Source organism: Streptomyces sp. NPDC111520 (assembly GCF_055635295.1).
Window position 1 is genome coordinate 66,623 of record NZ_JBVKBW010000020.1, and the last position, 20,673, is coordinate 87,295.

At 68.9% G+C, this 20,673-nt stretch carries 13 protein-coding genes and 2 pseudogenes; 9 read left to right on the forward strand and 6 right to left on the reverse strand.

Going from position 1 to position 20,673, the window contains the following annotated elements; all coding sequences use genetic code 11:
* Positions 1-210 precede the first annotated feature (210 nt).
* Positions 211-1,662: an FAD-dependent monooxygenase gene (locus tag ACZ7MY_RS34900; RefSeq protein WP_499608127.1), complete on the forward strand. Its 1,452-nt coding sequence runs from the start codon at positions 211-213 to the stop codon at positions 1,660-1,662.
* A gap of 123 nt (positions 1,663-1,785) precedes the next feature.
* On the opposite strand, the gene ACZ7MY_RS34905 is transcribed toward ACZ7MY_RS34900, so the two are convergent.
* Both ACZ7MY_RS34905 and ACZ7MY_RS34910 read right to left on the reverse strand, forming a co-directional pair.
* On the reverse strand, positions 1,786-3,009 hold the full coding sequence (locus ACZ7MY_RS34905) for an MFS transporter (protein WP_499608129.1): 1,224 nt from the start codon (positions 3,007-3,009) through the stop codon (positions 1,786-1,788).
* Positions 3,010-3,306: 297 nt separating this feature from the next.
* A complete protein-coding gene (locus ACZ7MY_RS34910) occupies positions 3,307-4,059 on the reverse strand; it encodes an SDR family oxidoreductase (protein WP_499608132.1) in 753 nt (250 codons plus the stop codon).
* An 89-nt stretch (positions 4,060-4,148) separates the two neighbouring features.
* Between ACZ7MY_RS34910 and ACZ7MY_RS34915 the strand changes: the two genes are divergently transcribed.
* Complete coding sequence (locus ACZ7MY_RS34915; RefSeq protein ID WP_499608135.1) at positions 4,149-4,745, forward strand: TetR/AcrR family transcriptional regulator; 597 nt, start codon at positions 4,149-4,151, stop codon at positions 4,743-4,745.
* Positions 4,746-5,441: 696 nt separating this feature from the next.
* Here ACZ7MY_RS34915 and ACZ7MY_RS34920 read toward each other — a convergent pair.
* Positions 5,442-5,570: pseudogene (locus ACZ7MY_RS34920) on the reverse strand (IS5/IS1182 family transposase); the annotation flags it as partial.
* Between the two features lie 41 nt (positions 5,571-5,611).
* Positions 5,612-6,361, reverse strand: a complete 750-nt coding sequence (locus ACZ7MY_RS34925; RefSeq protein WP_499608138.1) for an SDR family oxidoreductase — start codon at positions 6,359-6,361, stop codon at positions 5,612-5,614.
* A gap of 550 nt (positions 6,362-6,911) precedes the next feature.
* Between ACZ7MY_RS34925 and ACZ7MY_RS34930 the strand changes: the two are divergent.
* Positions 6,912-7,091: pseudogene (locus ACZ7MY_RS34930) on the forward strand (winged helix-turn-helix transcriptional regulator); the annotation flags it as partial.
* Between the two features lie 414 nt (positions 7,092-7,505).
* On the opposite strand, the gene ACZ7MY_RS34935 reads toward ACZ7MY_RS34930, so the two are convergent.
* Both ACZ7MY_RS34935 and ACZ7MY_RS34940 read right to left on the reverse strand, forming a co-directional pair.
* Positions 7,506-8,336, reverse strand: coding sequence for an SCO4651 family lipoprotein (locus ACZ7MY_RS34935; RefSeq protein ID WP_499608140.1), 831 nt, complete (start codon positions 8,334-8,336; stop codon positions 7,506-7,508).
* A gap of 389 nt (positions 8,337-8,725) precedes the next feature.
* Complete coding sequence (locus ACZ7MY_RS34940) at positions 8,726-9,763, reverse strand: LacI family DNA-binding transcriptional regulator (RefSeq protein ID WP_499608143.1); 1,038 nt, start codon at positions 9,761-9,763, stop codon at positions 8,726-8,728.
* A gap of 261 nt (positions 9,764-10,024) precedes the next feature.
* Here ACZ7MY_RS34940 and ACZ7MY_RS34945 point away from each other — a divergent pair, with 261 nt between their 5' ends.
* From ACZ7MY_RS34945 to ACZ7MY_RS34970, 6 genes are all read left to right on the forward strand, one after another.
* Positions 10,025-10,972, forward strand: a complete 948-nt coding sequence (locus ACZ7MY_RS34945) for a carbohydrate ABC transporter permease (RefSeq protein ID WP_499608146.1) — start codon at positions 10,025-10,027, stop codon at positions 10,970-10,972.
* Positions 10,969-11,790 (forward strand): carbohydrate ABC transporter permease, encoded by an 822-nt coding sequence (locus tag ACZ7MY_RS34950; protein WP_499608149.1) that lies wholly within the window; start codon positions 10,969-10,971, stop codon positions 11,788-11,790. The genes ACZ7MY_RS34945 and ACZ7MY_RS34950 overlap by 4 nt, the downstream gene beginning before the upstream one ends.
* Positions 11,787-14,525 (forward strand): alpha-L-rhamnosidase, encoded by a 2,739-nt coding sequence (locus tag ACZ7MY_RS34955; protein ID WP_499608151.1) that lies wholly within the window; start codon positions 11,787-11,789, stop codon positions 14,523-14,525. Before ACZ7MY_RS34950 ends, ACZ7MY_RS34955 begins: the two co-directional genes overlap by 4 nt.
* 28 nt (positions 14,526-14,553) lie before the next feature.
* The gene (locus tag ACZ7MY_RS34960) at positions 14,554-15,816 is read left to right on the forward strand and encodes an ABC transporter substrate-binding protein (RefSeq protein ID WP_499608154.1); all 1,263 of its coding nucleotides are present in this window, start codon (positions 14,554-14,556) and stop codon (positions 15,814-15,816) included.
* Between the two features lie 88 nt (positions 15,817-15,904).
* Positions 15,905-18,184, forward strand: coding sequence for an alpha-L-rhamnosidase C-terminal domain-containing protein (locus ACZ7MY_RS34965; protein WP_499608156.1), 2,280 nt, complete (start codon positions 15,905-15,907; stop codon positions 18,182-18,184).
* Positions 18,185-18,413: 229 nt separating this feature from the next.
* Positions 18,414-20,603, forward strand: a complete 2,190-nt coding sequence (locus ACZ7MY_RS34970; RefSeq protein WP_499608159.1) for an alpha-L-rhamnosidase-related protein — start codon at positions 18,414-18,416, stop codon at positions 20,601-20,603.
* Positions 20,604-20,673 lie beyond the last annotated feature (70 nt).

Below are 20,673 nucleotides of genomic sequence, written 5' to 3' on the forward strand. Positions count from 1 at the left end.
AGCGCCTGGACCGCCCCCCGATGACGCCGCCGCGCGTAGGCCTGAAGCGGACGGTACGGTGTTCATAGCCACCGCAGGGCTAACCGCCGGCCTGCGCTTCGGTCTTTTCGGGTATCGCGGGCGATGACTTCCCAGGTCAGCGGCAAATCCAGTCGAAACGGCGGTCCCGGCGATCTTGTAGGGGGTCATATGGGCTCCGACAATCGGGTCTTGATCGTAGGAGCAGGCCCATCGGGGCTATTGCTGGCGGGCGATCTGGCGGAGTCCGGTGTCGGCTGTACCGTCGTCGAACGTCGCGTACAGGAATCGCAGCTCACTCGGGCGTTCGCAGTGCACGCGCGGACGATGGAACAATTGGACGCCCGTGGCGTGGCCGACCCGTTGCTTGCAACCGGCGTCCGTAACCCGGTTCTGCAGTTCTTGGGGATCGATCTGTCGCGGTTGCCGACCCGTTACCCACACGTGCTGGTGACGCCGCAGTATCACACCGAGCGAGTACTCCGGGCACGGGCCCTTTCCCATGGGGCTGATATACGGGAAGGCTGGGAAGCCATCGGGCTCACGCAGGATGCGACCGGCGTTGACGTTCAGGTCCGGGCTGCGGATGGCTCCCCTCAGACATTGCACGCGGATTACGTCGTGGGCGCGGACGGGAGGAAAAGCGTTGTGCGCCGATCTCTCGGCCTGCCTTTCCCCGGCCGCTCCGCGGTGCGGTCGATGATGCTTGCCGACGTCCGGTTGGCCGACCCGCCGCGCAAGCCTCCTACCGTAGGGGCAGTGGGTGATGCCTTCGCCATCCTCGTTCCGTTCGGCGATGGATGGTTCCGCATTATGGCGTGGAATCGCCACCATGAGATGCCGGACAGCGCACCGGTCGATCTGGAGGAGATCCGGGCCATCGCCCACCGAGCGCTCGGCCACGACTTCGGCATGCACGACCCGCGCTGGATCTCACGGTTCCACAGCGATGAGCGACAGTCGCCGCGCTACCGCGTAGGCAGGGTCTTCCTCGTCGGTGACGCGGCGCACGTGCATTCCCCAGCCGGCGGCATGGGCATGAACACCAGCATCCAAGATTCCGCCAACTTGGGCTGGAAACTTGCTGCCGTCCTTCGCGACCGTGCCCCCGAAGCCCTGCTCGATACCTACGAGGCCGAGAGGCACCCGGTGGGGCGCAGAGTGCTGCGCATGAGTGGCGCACTGCTGCGTGGTGTCCTCACCACCCCGCGGGCGTTTCGCGGCGTCCGAGACCTCGCCGCCCGGACCGTCCTGCGTCTCCCACCGGTCGCCTTGCGACTGGGGCGGGCGATGTCCGGAATCGACATCGCCTACGGCGCCCCGGCCGGCGCTCACCCGCTCACGGGCAAGCGGGCACCGGATGTCCTCCTTGCCGATGGCCGACGTCTGTACGAGGTGCTGCGCGGCCGGCGGTTTGTACTGGTCACACCGGCAGACGCGCCACTTTCTGCCTCGGTGACCGAAGCCTGGAACGGCGCGGTGGAGTGCGTCACCACCCCGTCCGGTCTGACCAGCAAGTCCGTACTGGTCAGACCGGACGCCTACATCGCGTGGGCCTCCTCCGAGCAGTCTCCACGCCACCGAGCCGACGAGATCAGGCAGACACTGGCCGGCCACTGCGGTGAGGGCGCAGGCCCGTCCTAGAGGTCGGTGAGCCTGCGGCTCCGTTCGATCTTCCAGCGCTGCCGGCCCGGGCGCGCGGAGCGCTTACGGGCATGTCACCGTCCTCGCACTCCTCGTAACCGTCCTCGAACGTGAGGATCGCGATCAGCAGCGGGACAGGCGCGGGAAGATCCGCGTGGCCGCGCTGAGCAGGGCGAGCGTGCCGCCGAGGGCGAAGGCTGCCGGAGCGCCGTAGCCGTCGACGACCATGCCGCCGATGAGTGATCCCGTGGCGAGTGCGATCTGCAACACACTGACCAGGAGAGCCAGGCCGCTCTCGGGAGCGTCGGGGGTCGCGTGCAGGATCCACGTCTGCAGTGCCAGGGGCACCGCGCCGAAGGCCGCACCCCAGAGCAGGACGAGTACGACGACTGCGGGTGCGGCGCCTGTCAGGGTGTTGAGCAGGATGACGCTGGCGGCGACCAGGATGGCTGCGGTGGTGTAGACCGCGCGCAGGCTGCGGCCGATGATCGCGCCGGCGGCGAAGTTGCCGACCAGTCCTGCCACGCCGTACCCGAGGAGAACCAGCGTCACCGCGGATGAGCCGAAACGTGCCCGGTCTTCCAGGTAGGGCGTGATGTAGGTGTAGGCGGCGAAGTGCCCGAGGAAGATCAGGGCGGTGGCCAGCAGGGCGATGCGGGCCGCGCGATTGCGCAGGGACGACGTGAGCGTGGCCATGCGTATGGCTCCGGTGGGCGGCAGCGAGGGGAGTCGCAGCGCCAGAGCCGCAAGGGCGAGGAGGGCGGCGCCTGCGGCGATCAAGAACGCGGTTCGCCATCCGGCGAGGTGTCCTACGAGTGCTCCGAGCGGCAGGCTGACCACGGTGCCGGCGGAGATGCCGGCGGTGATCAGCGAACTGGCGCGGTTGACCGCCTCGGCGGGCACCAGCCGGGCCGCGACGCCGGCACCCATCGCCCAGAATCCGCCGACGGCGATGCCGAGCAGGATCCTCGCCACCGCCATCACCGGCATGTCGGGGGCCAGTGCTGCCACGATGTTGGAGGCCGTGAAGGACACCGCGAGTGCGATCAGCACCTTGCGCCGGTCGAGCTTTCCGGAGGCGATGGTGAGCAGAGGCGCTGTGACGGCCGCCGTCAGACCGGGTACGACGACGACCAGGCCCGCGGTGCCGACGGAAACATGGAGGCTGGATCCGATGACGGGGAGGAGCCCGATCGGCAGGAACTCCGAGAGCACCAGCACGAAGGACATCAAGGCGACCGAGGCGACGGCCGGCCAGTTGCTCTGCGGTGAGGGTGTGGCGTGTCCTGCCGCTCGTTTCGGTTCCGGTCGGCCGACGACCGAGGCCGTGCTGGAGTGATCACTCATGCTTCTTCTTCCCTGGAAGGATCGGGGGCCCTGGGTGGCGCGTGCCGCTTTGTTGCGCGGCGGCTGTGCTGCATGCGTGGGACGTGAGCGGCAGGGGTCACGGCGGCGTGACCATGAGAACGAGGCGTGCGTGCGGTCCGGCGGATCGCCGGGCAGGCGGCGCGGACCACAGTCGCGCCGGTGCCCGCTGCGTCGTTCGGGCGGTGTCCGCCCAGTGCGGCAGGTCCCGCGGCAGGCGAATCCCGGCCCCCTGCAGGCGGGAGATCTCTCGGCCCCCGATGCGGAACGGAGGACTACTCAGATCTGGTTGAGGCCACCGTCGACGTAGAGTTCGGCGCCGGTGACGAAGCTGCTCTGGTCGGATGCGAGGAAGAGGGCGGCCGCGGCCGCTTCGGCGGGCTCGCCCATGCGGCCGAGGGGAATGTGCTGCGCGAAGGAGGCGCGGAGCGACTTGGCCCCTTCCTCGTCGGGTGCGAGGCCGTTGATTCCCGGGGTCTTGATCGGTCCGGGCACCAGGGTGTTGACACGGATGCCACGGCCGCGCAGTTCGTTGGCCCAGGTGCGCGAGAAGGACCGGACCGCTGCCTTCGACGCGGCGTAGACGCCGAACGCCTCTCCGCCGGTTGTGGCAGCGGTGGAACCGGTCAGGATCACCGAGGCGCCGTCATTGAGGAGCGGCAGTGCCTTCTGCACGGTGAAGAGCGTCCCGCGGACGTTGATGTTGAACGTGTCGTCGAAGTGCTGCTCCGTCGTCTCCTCCAGGGTTGCGAATTCCCCGCCGCCCGCGTTCGCGAAGAGCACGTCGATGCGGCGGCCCTGCTCGGCGATGACCGAGAAGAGCCGGTCGAGGTCGGCCGGGCTGGCTACGTCTCCGCGGACGGCAGTGACGTTGTGACCGATCTCGGCAGCGGCCGCGTCCAGCGCATCCTGGCGTCGGCCGGTGATGATCACGTGCGCGCCCTCAGCTGCGAATCGCCGCGCCGTGGCCAGTCCGATGCCGCTGTTCGCCCCGGTGACCACGGCTGTCTTGCCCGCGAGTGCTTCCTTCATGACGCGCCACTCCTCGATAGTTTTTGACTGCATCGTCCACAACGGTAACCGTTATGGACGAGGCAGTCAAGAAAGCGTATGCTTGCCTCATGGCACGACCTCGGAAATTCGACGAGCAGCAGGTGCTGGCGTCCGCACGGGAGCAGTTCTGGGCGACTGGGTACGCCGGTACGCGCATGGACGACATCGCCGCGGCGACAGGCCTCGGCAAAGGCAGCCTGTACGGCGCGTTCGGCGGCAAGGAGGACCTCTTCCACCGCGTGTTCGACGACTACTGCAACTCAGTCGTCGACGCCACCGCCCAGCAGCTGCGCGGCGAAGACGAGGACGCGTACACGCGACTGTCCGCCCACATACACGCGGTGGCCGCAGCCACGGCCGCGGACACCGTCCATCGCGGATGTCTGCTGGCCAAGGGCACCGCCGAGCTGGCCGAACACGACGAGACCGTGGCGAAGCGTGCACATGCAGCCATCGAAGCGCTGCACGCACTGCTGGAGGACGACATCGCCGCCTGCCAGCGCAGCGGCGACCTCGACGCGAGCGCGGACCCCGCACGGCTGGCCGCACTGGTGCTCGCCGTACTGCGCGGCATCGAAGCACTGGGCAAGGCCGGAGCCAACGAGGAGATGCTGACAGACATCGCTCGCACCGCCCTCGCTGTGCTGCCACGCCCCGCGAACTGACAGCCCCACCGGACCATGTCGTCAGGGATCACGGGGAGTGCGAGAGGGGCTCGCGGTTCGAGCAGACGGTGAAGCTGTCACCGCCACCTCCTGGCTCCAAGCCGCCGGCCGGGCCCACAAGCGGCGGCTCCGAACGGAAGTCCGACGCGAGAGACGACCTGTGGTCACAGTTGACGACTGTTCACAAGCCGCGTAGCGCAAGCGATCACCGTGGTGGGACGGCGATCCGTGCCAAGGCCCTCTCGTCGGCTTGATCCTCTGGTGAGCTGGACGTTCAGGCGGCGGCCACCCCCTCCTGCGCCTTCTCCTCGAGGTGATGGATGTCGCTTTCCTGGAGGGTGCCGTCCGCCTGCTCGTACTGGCTGAGGGCCAGAACCAAGCCGAAGAAGGTCGGTGCCCACCCGCCGACGTGGATCCCTCAGCGGTCGGCGCGAGCCAGGCCTACGCCGGGTTCCGCGGAGAGACTGGTGGCCCAAGCGGCGATGGACAGGCCGATGGACGCCACGCTCTGAACTCCCCCGTAGGGGGGACGGTCCGACCAGTGTGCGTGTTCCGCGTCCCCGCCGCTGTCACCGCCGAACCACCACGTCGGCTGCCCAGGGCCGAACGCCGCCCAATGCGCGATAGGGACCGGTTACGAGTCCGTCGAGCCCGGGTGACAGCGGGGGCGCGGCGTCACTCTGGATGCGGAATCCCGTTCACCGGATCGAGCGCGCACCGGCTCGAGTCCAGCTCACCGGGCGAGCCGAGCTTGTCGAGCACCAGGCGGTGCAGCTTCGCGCGTACCCGGGCCTTGGTCCACTCCGTGAACCGGCGATGGGCGGTCGTCCGTGGGGGAGAGGATGCATCGGAAGTCGAAGCGGCGGTCAGACCTGGTTGAGGCCGCCGTCGACGAAGAGCTCGGTTCCGGTGATGAAGCTGCTCTGGTCGCCGGCGAGGAAGAGTGCCGCCGCGGCGGCCTCCTCAGGGCGACCCATCCGCCCCAGAGGCACCTGGCTGGCGAAGAAGTCCCAGAGCTTGGCGGCCTCTGCGGCATTGGGCGCGAGCCCGGAGTTGCCGGGTGTCTGGATCGGGCCCGGGACGAGGGTGTTCACTCGGATTTTCCGGTTCCTGAGCTCGTTGGCCCACGTGCGGGAGAAGGACCGGATGGCGGCCTTGGAAGCGGCGTAGACGCCGAAGGCCTCGCCGCCCGAGGTTGCAGAAGTGGATCCGGTGAGGATGACCGAAGCCCCCTCGTTCAGCAGAGGAAGCGCCTTTTGGACCGTGAAGAGCGTACCCCTCACGTTGATACCGAAAGTCGAGTCGAAGTGCTTCTCGGTGACGTCTTCCAAGGCCGAGAACTCGCCGCCGCCGGCGTTGGCGAACAACACGTCGACGCGGCGGCCCTGCCCGGAAACGGCGGCATAGAGGCGGTCGATGTCGTCAAGATCGGAGACGTCGCCCCTGACGGCGGTGGCGTTCGGACCGACCTCGGCCAGCGCGGCGTCGAGCGCCTCCTGACGCCGGCCGGTGATGAACACATATGCGCCCTCGGCCGCGAATCGCTTGGCGGTGGCCAGCCCGATTCCGCTGTTACCCCCAGTGACGATGGCTGTCTTACCGTCGAGCTGTCCCATGATCAAGGCTCCTGTTCGGCGGAGGTCTTCCCTCCGCGGCTGTTGCTACGCGTCAGGCCCGCGTTCAGCGCGATGGGCCCGTTATGGACCGTACGGTAAAAAACCTGATGCTGGACGGATCGGTCCAAAACTGTGACCCAGCTCGCTCGGCCTCACCGACGTCGTGATCGCGGATTCGCCGTCGACGTCCTCCAGCCGGAAGGCACCCGGGCCCGCAAGTTCGCCTACGGCAGGCTTAGGTCACCGGCTGCATCGCGGGAGCCGGGACGGCAGGCCACCGGCCTCGACCGAGAGATCTACAAACAGCGTGATCAGCGGTCTGCAGCCAGCCTGAGGAGCGAACCACGCACGACCACTACCCCACGGTGATCCAATGCGCGTAGGACTGTGAGGCCGGTGAGGTCAGGGCCACTGGCGTGCGGGAAGCCGTGGCGGATGCCCGTGGCGATCGAGGTGGGCATCGGCGGTGGGAACGGCAGCAGGCCCGGCGTCTCTTCAAGGAGCCTGCGCCGGTACTCTCCCAGGCTGATGGGGCGATGAGCGACACCGAGTGCACCGCACTGTGTACCCAACCGTCCCGGCCCAGGTCGACTACCGCCTGACCGAGACCGGGGCCGGCCTGACCCACCTCGTCAAGGCACTTGCCGACTGGTCCCTCGCACATCGTGCCGTCATCGCCGAAGCGCGGCACGTCTACGACCAGGCCCGCCCCGGCCACGACATCCGCTGACACGGGTAGCCATCGCCGTATGCCGTCGTCGGTACCGAGCCGGCCGACGATGAAGTGGGGTACCTGCTCGCGCAGCGCCCGTGCCCGAGCGCTCTGTGCGCTGCCGCCGCTGCTGCATCGGCGCAAGGCCGCCGTGAGAGGCGAACTCCGCCGGCAGCTCGATGCTCACGTCGTGAACGAGCATGGTCTCCTGTCCCACTGGAGCAGCCACATGCGAGAGCCTGGAGAACGCCTGCTCGAGGGTGCAGCCGGCGAGGCCGCGGGCAGCACGATTCCCGAAGGGCCCCCGGGACTCTGTGATGTCGGCGTGCCTGCAACGGGGTCGTTGGACCGCGGCCGAGTCCAGGTCAGGACGCGCGAACGCCCCCGTCCGAGCTATGCGGACGGGGGCGTCGGGGAAGGGCCGGCGGGTGGTCAGGAGCTCGGCTGGGCGGCCTTCATCTGCTCGCTGAGGTCGGCGGTGTCCGATGCTGGCGGCGCCGTCACGGTCTTGGCGTGACCGAACTTCAGGAAGTCCGCGGTCACCTTGACCTTTCCCATCACCTGGACGAACCGGACCGGCAGGTCCTTGCCGTCGACCCAGACGTCCATGTCGATGCCGCTGCCGGAACCGACCATGGAGCTGAGGAGGTTCTTCTTGTCCTCCGCGGACATCCCGGCGCCCAGGTCGTCCTTGTCGAGTGTGACGCGGTAATGATGCGCCTTGATGCCGCGCACCGGCTCCTCGCCCAAGTCCTTGGCGTTCTTGGACATGCCGATGTAACGCAGCCCAGCCGTCGGGTCACCGTTCTTCTCGACCGCCGCAGCGCCCTTCTCACCCAGCAGCGCCGACACGTCGATGCGCATCCAGTGCTTGCCCTTGAGCGGGCCAGCCGGCTGCGGGTCCACGTTGTAGTAGTAGGCACCGTCCACCAGCAGGGCCCGGAGCTTCGGGGCGTCCTGAAGAGCCTGCATCTGGGCGGCCTTGGTGTCCATCATGACGTCGTAGGCGAGTCCCTTGCCCCACGAGTAGGTGCCCGTCATCGTGATCGGGCTGCCCTGCCCCGGGTCGGTGACGAACGTTACCTGCGCCGCCCCGATCTTCTCCGTGCGGTCGGTGACCCGTGCGAGGATCTCCGCGATCGTGTCCGCCTTGCCCACGGCCTTCGCCGTGTCGTGCGCCGCCCCACAGCCGGCCGTCGCGGTCAATGCGAAGGCCGCAACCCCCACCGCGGCGGCAAGGCGCGTACGCCTCGACGTGCTCATCCGGTCCCACCCCTGTTGCCTGTTGATGTTGTGCGTTTGCTGTGCGGACTGTACTGCGCACGACTGACAAGCTCGTGACCGTTTCCCGCCCGCACCACGGCCCCCGGGTGACCCGCCGGGGGAGGGGGTGTCGACAGCGTAGGAATGACTGGCATATCAGCTGCATGTCCGTCGACCGCAAGGCGCACCAAGGATGCACGGGCGTGTCGTGCATGTGATCCGGGCGTCGTTCCGCTACGCGGGCCGGCAGGGCTGGGACAAGGCCGCCCGTGCGCTCAAGCGATCGACACCGCGCCGACCGCGAGAGCCGCCGAGGACTGCTTCCTGGACTTCCAGGAGCAATGGGGCCTCCATCGGGCTGGGTCACCGCACCGCTCGCGGAGGGCGGGTCAGTTGGGTGGGGGTGCTGTGGTGTGGCGGGGGACGAGGGTGGGGGAGAACTTGATCTGGGCGGTGGGGCGTGTGCGGTCGGTGATGCGGTCGATGAGGAGTTGGGCGGCGTTGGTGCCGATGTGGCGTCCGGCTTGGTCGACGCTGGTCAGTGAGATGGGGCCGAGGGCGGCGAAGGTGGTGTTGTCGTAGCCGGCGATGGAGATGTCGTCGGGGACTTTGAGGCCGGCTTCGGAGACGGCTTGGAGGACGCCCATGGCAACGATGTCCGCGCCGGCGAAGATGGCGGTGGGCCGTGGGGTGCGGGCGAGCAGTTGCCGGGCGCCGAGGTAGCCGCCTTGCTGGGTGTAGGTGGTGGAGACGATGTCGATCTCGTTCTCGAGGCCGCGGGCCCGCATCGCGCGCCGGTAGCCGTCGGCGCGGATGGCGTTGGGCATCTCGGCGATGCGGCGGGGGTCGGTCTCGTCGTGCTCGATGTGCGCGATGCGGCGGTGTCCGAGGTCGGCGAGGTGGTCGACGATGAGGGCGGCGCCGGCCAGGTCGTCGTCGGAGACGGTGTCGTAGGCGGCGGACTGGCCGTGCCGGCCGACGACCACGGTCGGGACCATGCCGGCGACGCGCTCGAGGTGAGGACGCGACGAGACGGGTGCGACGAGGATCATGCCGTCCATGCCGCGGTCGATCATGGCCTCGGTGACCTTTGCTTCCGCCTCCTCGCCGTTGCGTCCCGGGGCCATGAGGACCTGGTAGTCGGTGTCCCACATGGCGTCGGTGATCCCGTCGAGGATCTCGGGGAAGAACGGGTTGCGGATGTCGGGCAGCATCACTCCGACCGTGTACGTCTGGCCGCGCATGCCCCGGGCCGCGGCGTAGGGGCGGTATCCGAGGTCGTCGATCGCCTGGCGGACCCTTGCACGCATCTGGGGACTGGTCCCGTAGGCGTTGCGCAGCACCTTGGACACCGCGGTCGTGGACACCTGGGCATGCCGCGCGACGTCGACGATCGTGACGCGCTTGGGCTGCGCGGGCGGTTCCATCTGGCTCCCTCCGGGACACATGTGGGAAACGTTGCCCAGTGCATTTGATCCTGCACGCGGGCGGTTCCCGTCGCCGAACCGTATCGCTCGGCAGCACTTTCCCGCAGCTCATAGTGGAAGAGACCTCGCATGGGCTCCGGTAACTGCGGTGCATCGCGTCCGACATCTTGACGTTACGTCGCCCCCCTCCCTAGGGTCTGTCGCACGTTTTGGGAAACGTTACCCATCGGATTGAAACGTTTAAGGAAGGGGGCGTCGTCAGTGCCTGCAACCTCGCACGATCCGCTGTCGCCACCGGCCGCTGTCGTCCCCAGACGCCCCGGCCGCCTGCCCGCCCGGCGCCGTGCCACCTCCCCGTGGTGGTTCGCCGCCCCGGCGATGCTGCTGTTCGCGTTCGTCGTCCTGGTGCCCAGCGCCCGGGGGGTGTACTACGCCTTCACCGACTGGGACGGGTTGGACCCGAACTTCTCCTTCGTCGGCTTCGACAACTTCACCGGGCTGCTGGACGACCCGGACGCGCTGCAGGCGATCTGGCACACCCTGCTGATCGCGGTATCGGTCACCGTCATCCAGAACGCGTTCGGGCTTTTGCTGGCACTCGGGGTCAACAGCTTCATCAAGACCCGCAACGTGCTCCGGGTCCTGCTCTTCGCGCCCGCCGTGATCACGCCGATCGTGACCGCCTACCTGTGGCGCAACCTGCTCGGCCCCAGCGGCGCCGTCAACAGCCTTCTCGGCGCGGTCGGCCTGGGCTCGCTGAGACAGGACTGGCTCGGTGACCCGCAACTGGCCCTGTGGTCGGTCGTGGGGGTCATCGTGTGGCAGTTCGCTGGCTACTCCATGGTCATCTTCCTGGCCGGGCTGCAGTCGGTCCCGAAGGAGATTCACGAGGCCGCCGACATCGACGGCGCCGGACCGGTCCGCCGGTTCTGGTCGATCACCCGCCCGCTGCTGGCTCCGGCGTCCACCATCAATCTGATGCTGTCGATCATCGGCGGGATCAAGCTCTTCGACCAGGTCTATGCCCTGACCGGTGGAGGCCCGGGCCACGCGACCGACACGCTGTCCACCCTGATCTACAAAGACGCCTTCACCCTGGGCGAGTTCGGGTACAGCGTCGCTCTTGCGGTCGTTCTCACGATCATCGTGGCCGTGGCGTCCACCGGGCAGTACCTGGTGCTGGCCCGCGGAGAGAGGGCCGCCTCGTGAACCGCTACCGCAAGCGCACCTTCGTCCTCGAGCTGGCCATGATCGCCGTCGCCCTGGTGGTCGCGTTCCCGGTCTACGTCCTGGTCAACCTGGCGGTGCGGCCGGTCTCGGATACGTCCTCGCCGATCCGTCCGACGACCTCGCCCACCTTCGACAACTTCAGCCAGGCTTGGCAGCAGGGCGGACTGGGCGGCGCGCTGCTGAACAGTGTGCTGGTCACCGCCGGCAGCGTGGTCATCGTCCTGACCGTGTCCTCGTTCGCCGCATATCCGCTGGCCCGGTCGACCGCACGCTGGTCCCGCGGACTGTTCCTGCTGGTGATGCTGGGACTGATCCTGCCCTTCCAGCTCGCCGCGCTGCCGCTCTATCAGACGATGCGGGACCTGCACCTGCTGGGCACCCCCTGGGCACTGATCCTGTTCTACTCCGGCCTGCAGGTCCCCTTCACCACCTTCCTCTACACCGGATTCCTGCGTGCTTTGCCCCGTGACTTCGAGGACGCCGCGCTCATCGACGGCTGCACACCGGCACGGAGCTTCCGCCACGTGGTGCTGCCCATGCTCAAGCCGATCACCGTGACGGCGCTCGTCCTCAACGTCGTCGCGGTGTGGAACGACTTCTTCACCCCGCTGCTGTATCTCAGCGGCAGCGCCCAGCAGACCATGCCCGTGGCGATCGCCGGGTTCTTCGGCCAGTACGTCACCGACTGGAACCTCGTCTTCGCCGCCCTGGCGATCAGCATCGTGCCCGTCCTGGCCGTCTACTTCGCGCTGCAACGCAGCATCATCAGCGGCTTCGCCGGAGGGCTGAAGGGATGAACGACGCAGTGAACCCGCCGCTCCTGACCCCCTACGCGCTGCGGACAGAGCAGCGCACCGAACCCCTCGGGATGGGGGAGCGGCACCCGAGGCTGTCCTGGAAACTGCACTGCCGCCGCCGCGCGGCCGCCCAGAGCGCCTACCGCATCACCGTCGTGACGCGCCGCCCGGATCTGAACACCCCGAGCCGTCTGCTGTGGGACAGCGGCCGGCGTGCCTCGTCCGACACGCTGCTGATCGGCTGGGACGGGCCCGCCCTGACCTCCGCCACGCGCTACCACTGGCGCGTCGAGGTCTGGGACGAGACCGGCGCCCGCGGGGGGAGCGCGCAGTCCTGGTTCGAGACCGGACTGCTGCACCGGGACGACTGGACTGCCCAATGGGTGGGCCGGGACCTGGTCAGCCTTCCCCACTACGATCCGCCCGAGGACGACGATCCCGAAGCCTCGGCACTGCAGTCACCACCCCTGCAACTGCGCCGCGCCTTCCAGGCACCCAGCCGGCCCGTGCGGGCCCGCCTGTACGCCACCGCCCGCGGCGTGTACGAGCCGCGCCTGAACGGCTCCCGCGTCGGCGACACCGAACTGTCGCCGGGCTGGACCGAGTACCGCCGCAGGCTGCAGTACCAGACCTACGACGTCACCGACCTGGTCACCGAGGGCGCCAACGTCCTGGCCGCCGTCGTCGCCGACGGCTGGTGGAGCGGGTACGTCGGATTCGACCCGCGCCGCGCCGCACAGCACTACGGCGACCGCCCCACCTTCCTCGCCCAGCTGGTCCTGGAGTACGCCGACGGCTCCCGCCAGGTGGTCGCCACCGGACCCGAATGGACCGAAGCGCCCGGCGCGATCCGCTCCGCCGACCTGCTCATGGGCCAGACTGTCGACGCCCGCCGCCACACACCCGGCTGGGACGCACCCGGCCCCCAACCCGCGAGCTTCCGCCCGGCCGCCGTCCTCGACTCGGAGCCCGGACCGCTGGTCGCCGAGCCCGACCACCCCATCCGCGTCACGCGCCATCTGCCGGCAGCCGCCGTCCACCACCGCGGCTACGGCCGGTACATCGTGGACTTCGGGCAGAACCTCGTCGGCCGCGTCCAGCTGACCCTCCGCGACGCCCAGCGGGGGCAGCGGATCGTCCTGCGCCACGCCGAAGTCCTCGACGACGGCGAGCTGTACCTGGACAACCTCCGCCGCGCCCAGGCCACCGACGTCTACATCACCGGCGGCACTGGCACCGAGATCTTCGAGCCGCGGTTCACCGTCCACGGCTTCCGGTACGCCGAGATCGACCACTACCCCGGCGACCTTGCCGCCGCCGACGTGAGCGCTCGCGTCCTGCACAACGACACACCCTGGACCGGCACCTTCGAGTGCTCCGACCCCACGGTCAACCAGTTGCAGTCCAACATCGCCTGGGGACAGCGGGGCAACTTCCTCGCCGTCCCCACCGACTGCCCGCAACGCGACGAACGCCTCGGCTGGCTCGCCGACGCCCAGATCTTCGCCCCGACCGCGAGCCGCAACGCCGACGTCTCTGCCTTCTTCGCCCGCTGGATGCACGACGTGCTCGACGGACAGGACGACGACGGCGCTTTCCGGGACGTCGCGCCCGTCATGACGCTCGACCGCGAGGCGGCACCGGCCTGGGGCGACGCCGGAGTGATCGTCCCCTGGCACCTGTGGCGCACCTACGGCGACCTGCGCGCGCTGGAGGACTCCTTCGACGCGATGGCCGCATGGGTGGAACACATCCGCCGCCACAACCCCGACCTCAGGTGGCGGCACCGGACCGGGAACTCCTACGGCGACTGGCTGCAGGTCGGCGTCACCACCCCCCGGGACGTGCTGTCGACCGCGTACTTCGCGCACAGCACCCGGATCGTCGCCGACGCCGCCGAAGTTCTCGGCCGCGCACCGGAAGCCGCGCGCTACCGCAAGCTCCACGCCGACATCCGCACGGCCTTCATCGACTCCTACGTCCACGCCGACGGCAGCATCGAAGGAGGCACCCAGACCGGATACCTGCTCGCCCTGGCCTTCGCCCTCCTGCCAGAACCCCTCGTCGAAGCCGCTGTCGGCCACCTGGCAGCCGATATCGACAAGCGGAACACCACTTTGACCACCGGCTTCGTCGGCACCGCCCTGCTCTGCCCGGTCCTGACCGACCACGGGCGGGCCGACCTCGCCTACGCCCTGCTCCACCAGGACGAATACCCGTCCTGGGGACACTCGATCCGCCACGGCGCCACCACCATCTGGGAACGCTGGGACGGATGGACCGACCACGGCGGCTTCCAGTCCGCCGCCATGAACTCCTTCAACCACTACAGTCTGGGCAGCATCGGCGACTGGCTCTTCGGCCACGTCGCCGGCATCGACCAGACACCCTCCTCGGTCGCCTTCAGCGAACTGCTCCTGCGCCCTCAGCCCGGAGGCCGGCTCACCTGGGCCCGCGCCGAACAGGACACCGCACGCGGACACGTCAGCTGCGGATGGAATGTGGCCGACGGTCTGCTCACGGTGACGTGCACCGTTCCGCCCGGCGCCACCGCCATGCTGCACATGCCCACGCCCGACCCCGGCAGCGTCCGGGAAGGCGGAGCGCCCGTGACCGGTAGGCCCGGCGTACTCGCCGTCGAACCGCATCCCGCCGGAGTCGCTGTGCGGCTGGCATCCGGCCACTACGTCATCAGGGCCGTTGCCCCGGAGCTGACTTCGCCGGTCCCTTCGTGACCGCCGCCCCTTTCCCGTGGGAGACACCATGATCAGAACCAGACTGTCCGCCGCGATCGCGGCAGTGACGGCTGCCGGTCTGCTGGCAGCCTGCAGCGGCGGCACCAACGCCGCGGGCGGGAGCTCCTCCACCACCTTGACCATCGCCTCGCAGGACCAGGGATCGATCGAGCCCGTCGTGAAGGCCTTCGAGAAGGCCAACCCCGGCATCGACGTGCGCCTCACCGTCAGCAGCGCCGACCAGTACCAGCAGCAGATCCGCACCAAGCTCGCCTCCGGCACCGGTCCGGACGTGATGTCGGTCTGGCCGGGCAACGGCAATCCCGCGGCCACCTACGTGCTGGCCAAGCCCGGATACCTTCTCGATCTGTCGGACCGGCCGTGGGCCTCCAAGCTGCCCGACGCGGTCAAGACCGTCTCCCAGTACGAGGGGAAGACCTACAACGGGGTCTTCGGGCTCAACGGCATCGGCGCCGTCTACAACCAGGACGCCCTGGACAAGGCAGGCCTCACCCCGCCCGGCACCTGGACCGAGCTCCTGGACTTCTGCAAGGACGCCGGCGCCAAGGGCACCCCCGCCTTCGCCCTGGGCATCCAGGACAACTGGGTCACCCAGATTGTTCTCTACGCTCTGGCCGCCACCACCGTCTACGGCCCCGACCCCGACTTCGACACGAAGATGCAGGCGGGCCAGGCCACCTTCGCGGACTCGCCGTGGACCACCGCTATGGCCAAGTACCAGCAGATGGACAAGGCCGGCTGCTTCCAGAAGGACCCGCTGGGCACCAGCTACGAGGCCAGCCAGGAACTCGCCGCCACCGGCAAGACCCTCGGCATCGTGCAGGGCAACTGGGTCATCGCCCTGCTCAAGGGCAAGAACCCCAGTGGAAAGTTCACCCTCAAGGCTTTGCCGGCCACTGACACCCCCTCGGAGTCCTTCATGCCCGTCGCAGGGGGCACCGGCTACGGAGTCAACGCCAAGGCCAAGAACAAGGACCTCGCTCTGAAGTTCGTGGACTTCGTCATGTCGCCCGAGGGCATGAACCTCTTCGTCAAGACGCAAGGCAGCCTTCCGACCCGGCCGGACACCGGCTTCACCCCCGACCCGTCGCTGGCCGAGCTGTCCACGTTCGTCAACGACGACCGCACCGTGCCCTTCATGGACCAGCTCTGGCCCAACCCCAAGGTGCAGCAGACCATGCTCAGCGGCCTGCAGGAGATCTTCAGCGCCCAATCCACACCGGACAGGGTTCTCCAGGCCATGGACGCCGACTACACGTCCGGCTCCTGACACAGACCCCCGGCCGGGGCGACGGCTCCGCCCCGGCCGCTCGGGCGCACCTTTTCTGAACACCTCTTCCAAGGGAGATCACATCCTCATGTTGAAACGATTCAGTCCGGAGTTCGGCGGCACCTCCCGCGGCCTGAGGCCTTCTCGCCTCGTCGTGGCCGTGGCCGTACTCGCGACCGTGGGCTCAGTCGCAGTGCAGGCCGAGGCGTCGACGCCGAAGCACCCCGACTGGCACTCCTACGTCCTGGCCCCGTCCAGCCCCCAGGTGAAGCCGGTCGACGTGGAAACCCGCGGTGACGTCACCCACGCCAAGACCCTGGTGAACGGCACGGACAAGGGCAAGCCGAAGGCAACGACCCTGACCACGGTCGCCGGGGGTGCACCCGCGTCGGTCCTCCTGGACTTCGGCAAGGACATCGCAGGAACCCCCTACTTCGACGTCAGCGCCCTCGAAGGCAATCCGACGCTGTCGCTGGCCACCTCCGAGGCGCGCCGCTACATCCGCACGCCCGCGTCGACCACCGTGTCCGCCGCGGCTTCCTCCGGGGCGACGCAGGTCACCGTCGCGTCGACGGCGAACCTCGAGGCCGGCAACACGATCACCTTCGGCACCGGCACGACCGCCCAGACCCGCACGATCACCTCCTTCGACACCGCTGCCAAGACCATCTCCTTCAAGCCCGCCCTGACCGGCGACGTTGCCGCCCAGACCGCGGCCGTCAGCGCCCCGGGCGCCCCCACCTCCGACGAGTCCCGCGGCCTGGCAGGCGTCGGCGGCATCGACGCCCTGCAGCCCACCGCCACAGGCCGGATCTCCGCCGGCTACCACCCCGGCTTCCGCTTCGCCCTGCTCACCCTGACCACGCCCGGCAGCATCTCCATCTCCGCCGCCGGCGTGGACTTCCAGGGCGTCCGGGCCACCCCGGCCGACTACAAGGGCTGGTTCCTCTCGGACGACGACCAGCTCAACAAGATGTGGTACTCCGGCGCGTACACGCTGCAGCTGAACCTGAAGCCCGCCGGGCTCAACGGTCTGGCGGACAAGCGGATCTACGACGGCGCCAAGCGCGACCGCAGCATCTGGACCGGTGACCTGCTCGTCCAGGGGCCCACCGCCATCAGCACCCTCGGCGACGAAGGCGCCGACTACGTCAAGTCCTCGATCGACGTGCTGCTCGCCACCCAGCGCGCCGACGGAGCCATCCCCGGCTCACCCGACTTCCGCAAGGGCAGCAATCCGGCCGGCTCCCCGCTGTTCTACTCCAACAACTACTCCGGCTACGGCGCACGCGCCGCCATCGACTACTACCGGTACACCGGCGACAAGGACTACATCACCAAGATCCTGCCCGCCCTGCGCGCGGAACTCGCCTACAACGACAAGTCCCTGACCGCCAACCACCTCGTCGCGTCCAACGACCGCGACTACTGGCAGGCCGGCCAGAGCGGCGAGGTCACCAAGTACAGCATCGACTACTACATCCTCCTCAAGGAGATGGCCTGGCTCGAGCGGCAGGTCGGCTCAGCCACCATCGCCGACGAGCACGACACCAAGGCCGGCCAGATCAAGGAAGCCGTCAACGCCACGCTGTGGAACCCGCAGCTGGGCGCCTACGGCCAGAGCACCGACCACCCCGACGTGCTGGTCGAGGACGCCAACGCCCTCGCCCTGCAGTACGGCTTCGTCCCCGCCGACCGGCGCGACAGCGTCCTGAAGGCCCTCAAGACGCTGTGGACCCCGTACGGCGCGATCATGGGACCGGGTCTGGTCGACCCGACCGGCCACACCATCGAACCCTTCGGGAACGGCATGGAGACCGCCGGACGCTTCACCGTCGGTGACGCGGGCGGCGCCTTCGACCTGATGCGCCGTACCTGGGGACCCATGGTCGACAAGAGCAACCCCCTCTACACGGGCGCGTTCTGGGAGTTCAAGAACAGCGACGGCGGCGTCAACCGCGCCACCGCCAGCCTCGCCCACGGCTGGGCAGCTTCACCGACCGTGCAGCTCACCGAGCAGGTCCTCGGCGTCACCCCGGTCAACGCCGGCTACGCCACGTGGAGCATCAAGCCCCACACCGGCGACCTCAAGTGGGCCCAGGGCTCCGTCCCGACCAAGTACGGCGACATCGCGGTGAACTGGCAGTCGAAGGCCAACGCCTCGAAGTTCACCCTCCACGCCAGCACGCCGCGCGACACCACCGGCACGATCGCCGTCCCGGTCACCGGCAAGTCCACCGTCAAGATCAACGGCCGCACCGTGTACACCCGCGGCGGCTGCACCGCCTACAAGGGCACCGTCACCGACGGCTACGCCCGGTTCACCGTTCCCGGCGGTTCGTACGACATCACCGTCAGCCGCGGCTGACACCCCACCGCCTGGTCCCCGCGTGTCCTGCCCCGTGCGCGGAGACCAGGCTCCGCCGGCACCACTGGATCTGCGCTGACAGTCCCCGCGGCCGGGGCCGACCGCCCCGGCCGCTCAGCCCCCGCGTTCCCCGAACGCCTCTCGAGGGAGATCACACGTGCTGAACCGCTTCCACCCCAGACGCGGGAACTCCTCCCGCAGCCGCAGGCGCTCTCGCGTCATCGTCGCCTTGACGCTCCTCGTCACGACAGCCTCCGCCCTCGTACAGGCCGAGGCCGCGCCCCCGCAGAACCCGAACTGGCAGTCCTACGTCCTGGGCCCGGCCACCGCGCAGGTCCCCCCGGCCACTGTGGAAAGCCGGGGCAGCGTGACCAACCCGAACACCCTGGTGACGGGTCAAGGGTCCGCGACGACCCTGACGACGGTCGCCGGCGGCGCCCCGGCATCGGTCCTCCTGGACTTCGGTAAGAACGTCGCCGGCACTCCCTCCATCGACGTCACCGCCCGCACCGGCAGCCCCACCCTGTCACTGGCCACCGCAGAGGCCCGCCAGTACATCCGCACACCTGCGTCGACCACCGTCTCGGCCGCCGCGGCGTCGGGCGCCACGCAGGTCACCCTCGCGTCGACGTCGAACCTCGAAGTCGGCAACACGATCACCTTCGGCACCGGCACGACCGCGCAGACCCGCACGATCACCGCGTTCGACACCTCCACCAGGCGGGCCACGATCACGCCCGCCCTGACCCGAAGCCTGACAACGCAGACCAGGGCGGTCAGCGCCCCGGGGGCGCCGAGCTCGGACGAGTCCCGCGGCCTGGCCGGTGTCGGCGGCATCGACACCCTGCGGCCCACCGCCACGGGCCGGATCTCCGGCAGCTACCACGGCGGCTTCCGTTTCGTCCTGCTCACCCTGACCTCGCCGGGCAGCGTCTCACTGTCCGCGGCCGGGGTCACCTTCCAGGGCGTCCGGGCCACCGCCGCGGACTACAAGGGCTGGTTCCTGTCCAGCGACGACCAGCTCAACAAGATGTGGTACTCGGGTGCCTACACGCTGCAGCTGAACCTGAAGCCGGCCGGGCTGAACGGTCTGGCGGACAAGCGGATCTACGACGGCGCCAAGCGCGACCGCAGCATCTGGACCGGCGACCTGCTCGTCCAGGGCCCGACCGCGATATCCACCCTCGGTGACGAGGGCGCCGGCTACGTGAAGTCGTCCCTGAACGTGTTGCTGGCCGCGCAGCGCTCCGACGGGGCCGTCCCCGGCTCGCCGGACTTCAGCAAGGGCAGCAACCCGGCGGGCTCGCCGCTGTTCTACTCCAACAACTACTCCGGCTACGGCGCACGCGCCGCCATCGACTACTACCGGTACACCGGGGACCGGAACTACATCACGAGCGTCCTGCCCGACCTGCGCGCGGAACTCGCCTACAACGACCGGTTCCTGACCGTCAACCGTCTGGTCGCGTCGAACGACCGTGACTACTGGCAGGCCAGTCAGAGCGGCGAGGTCACCAAGTACAGCATCGACTACTACATCCTGCTCAAGGAGATGGCCTGGCTGGAGCGGCAGGTCGGCTCCGCGAGCAACGCCACCGCGAACGACACCAAGGCGGAGTCGATCAAGCAGGCCGTCAACACCCGCCTCTGGAGTACGCAGCTGGGCGCCTACGGCCAGAGCAGCGCCAAGCCCAATGTGCTGGTCGAGGACGCCAACGCCCTCGCCCTGCAGTACGGGATCGTCCCGGCCGAACGGCGCACCAGCGTGCTGAACGCGCTGAAGACGCTGTGGACTCCGTACGGCGCGATCATGGGCCCGGGCCTGGTCGACCCGACCGGTCACACCATCGAGCCGTTCGGCAACGGCATGGAGACCGCCGGCCGGTTCGCTGTGGGTGACGCCACCGGCGCCTTCGACCTGATGCGCCGCACCTGGGGACCGATGGTCGACAAGAACGACCCGCTCTACACGGGCGCGTTCTGGGAGTTCAAGAACAGCAACGGCGGCGTCAACCGCGCAACCGCCAGCCTCGCCCACGGCTGGGCCGCCTCCCCGACCGTCCAGCTCACCGAGCAGGTCCTCGGCGTGACCCCCGTGAACCCCGGCTACGCCACCTGGAGCATCAAGCCCCACACCGGCAACCTCGAGTGGGCCCAGGGCTCCGTCCCGACCAGCTTCGGCAACATCGGCGTGCAGTGGCAGTCCGACTCTACGGCGTTCAGCCTGCACGCCCAGACCCCGGCCGGCACCAGCGGCACGATCGCTGTGCCGGTCACCGCCCAGGCCACCGTCACCGTCAACGGCCGCACCGTGTGCACGGCCGGAAGCTGCAACGACTACCAGGGAACCATCGCCGACGGCTACGCCCAGCTCACCGTTCCCGGCGGCACGTACGACATCACCGTCAGCCGCAGCTGACCCGTGATCGGCCTGGTCTCCGCGCCTCCCCGCGGGCGGGGACCAGGCCCCCGCCGTGTTTTGCGTCAAG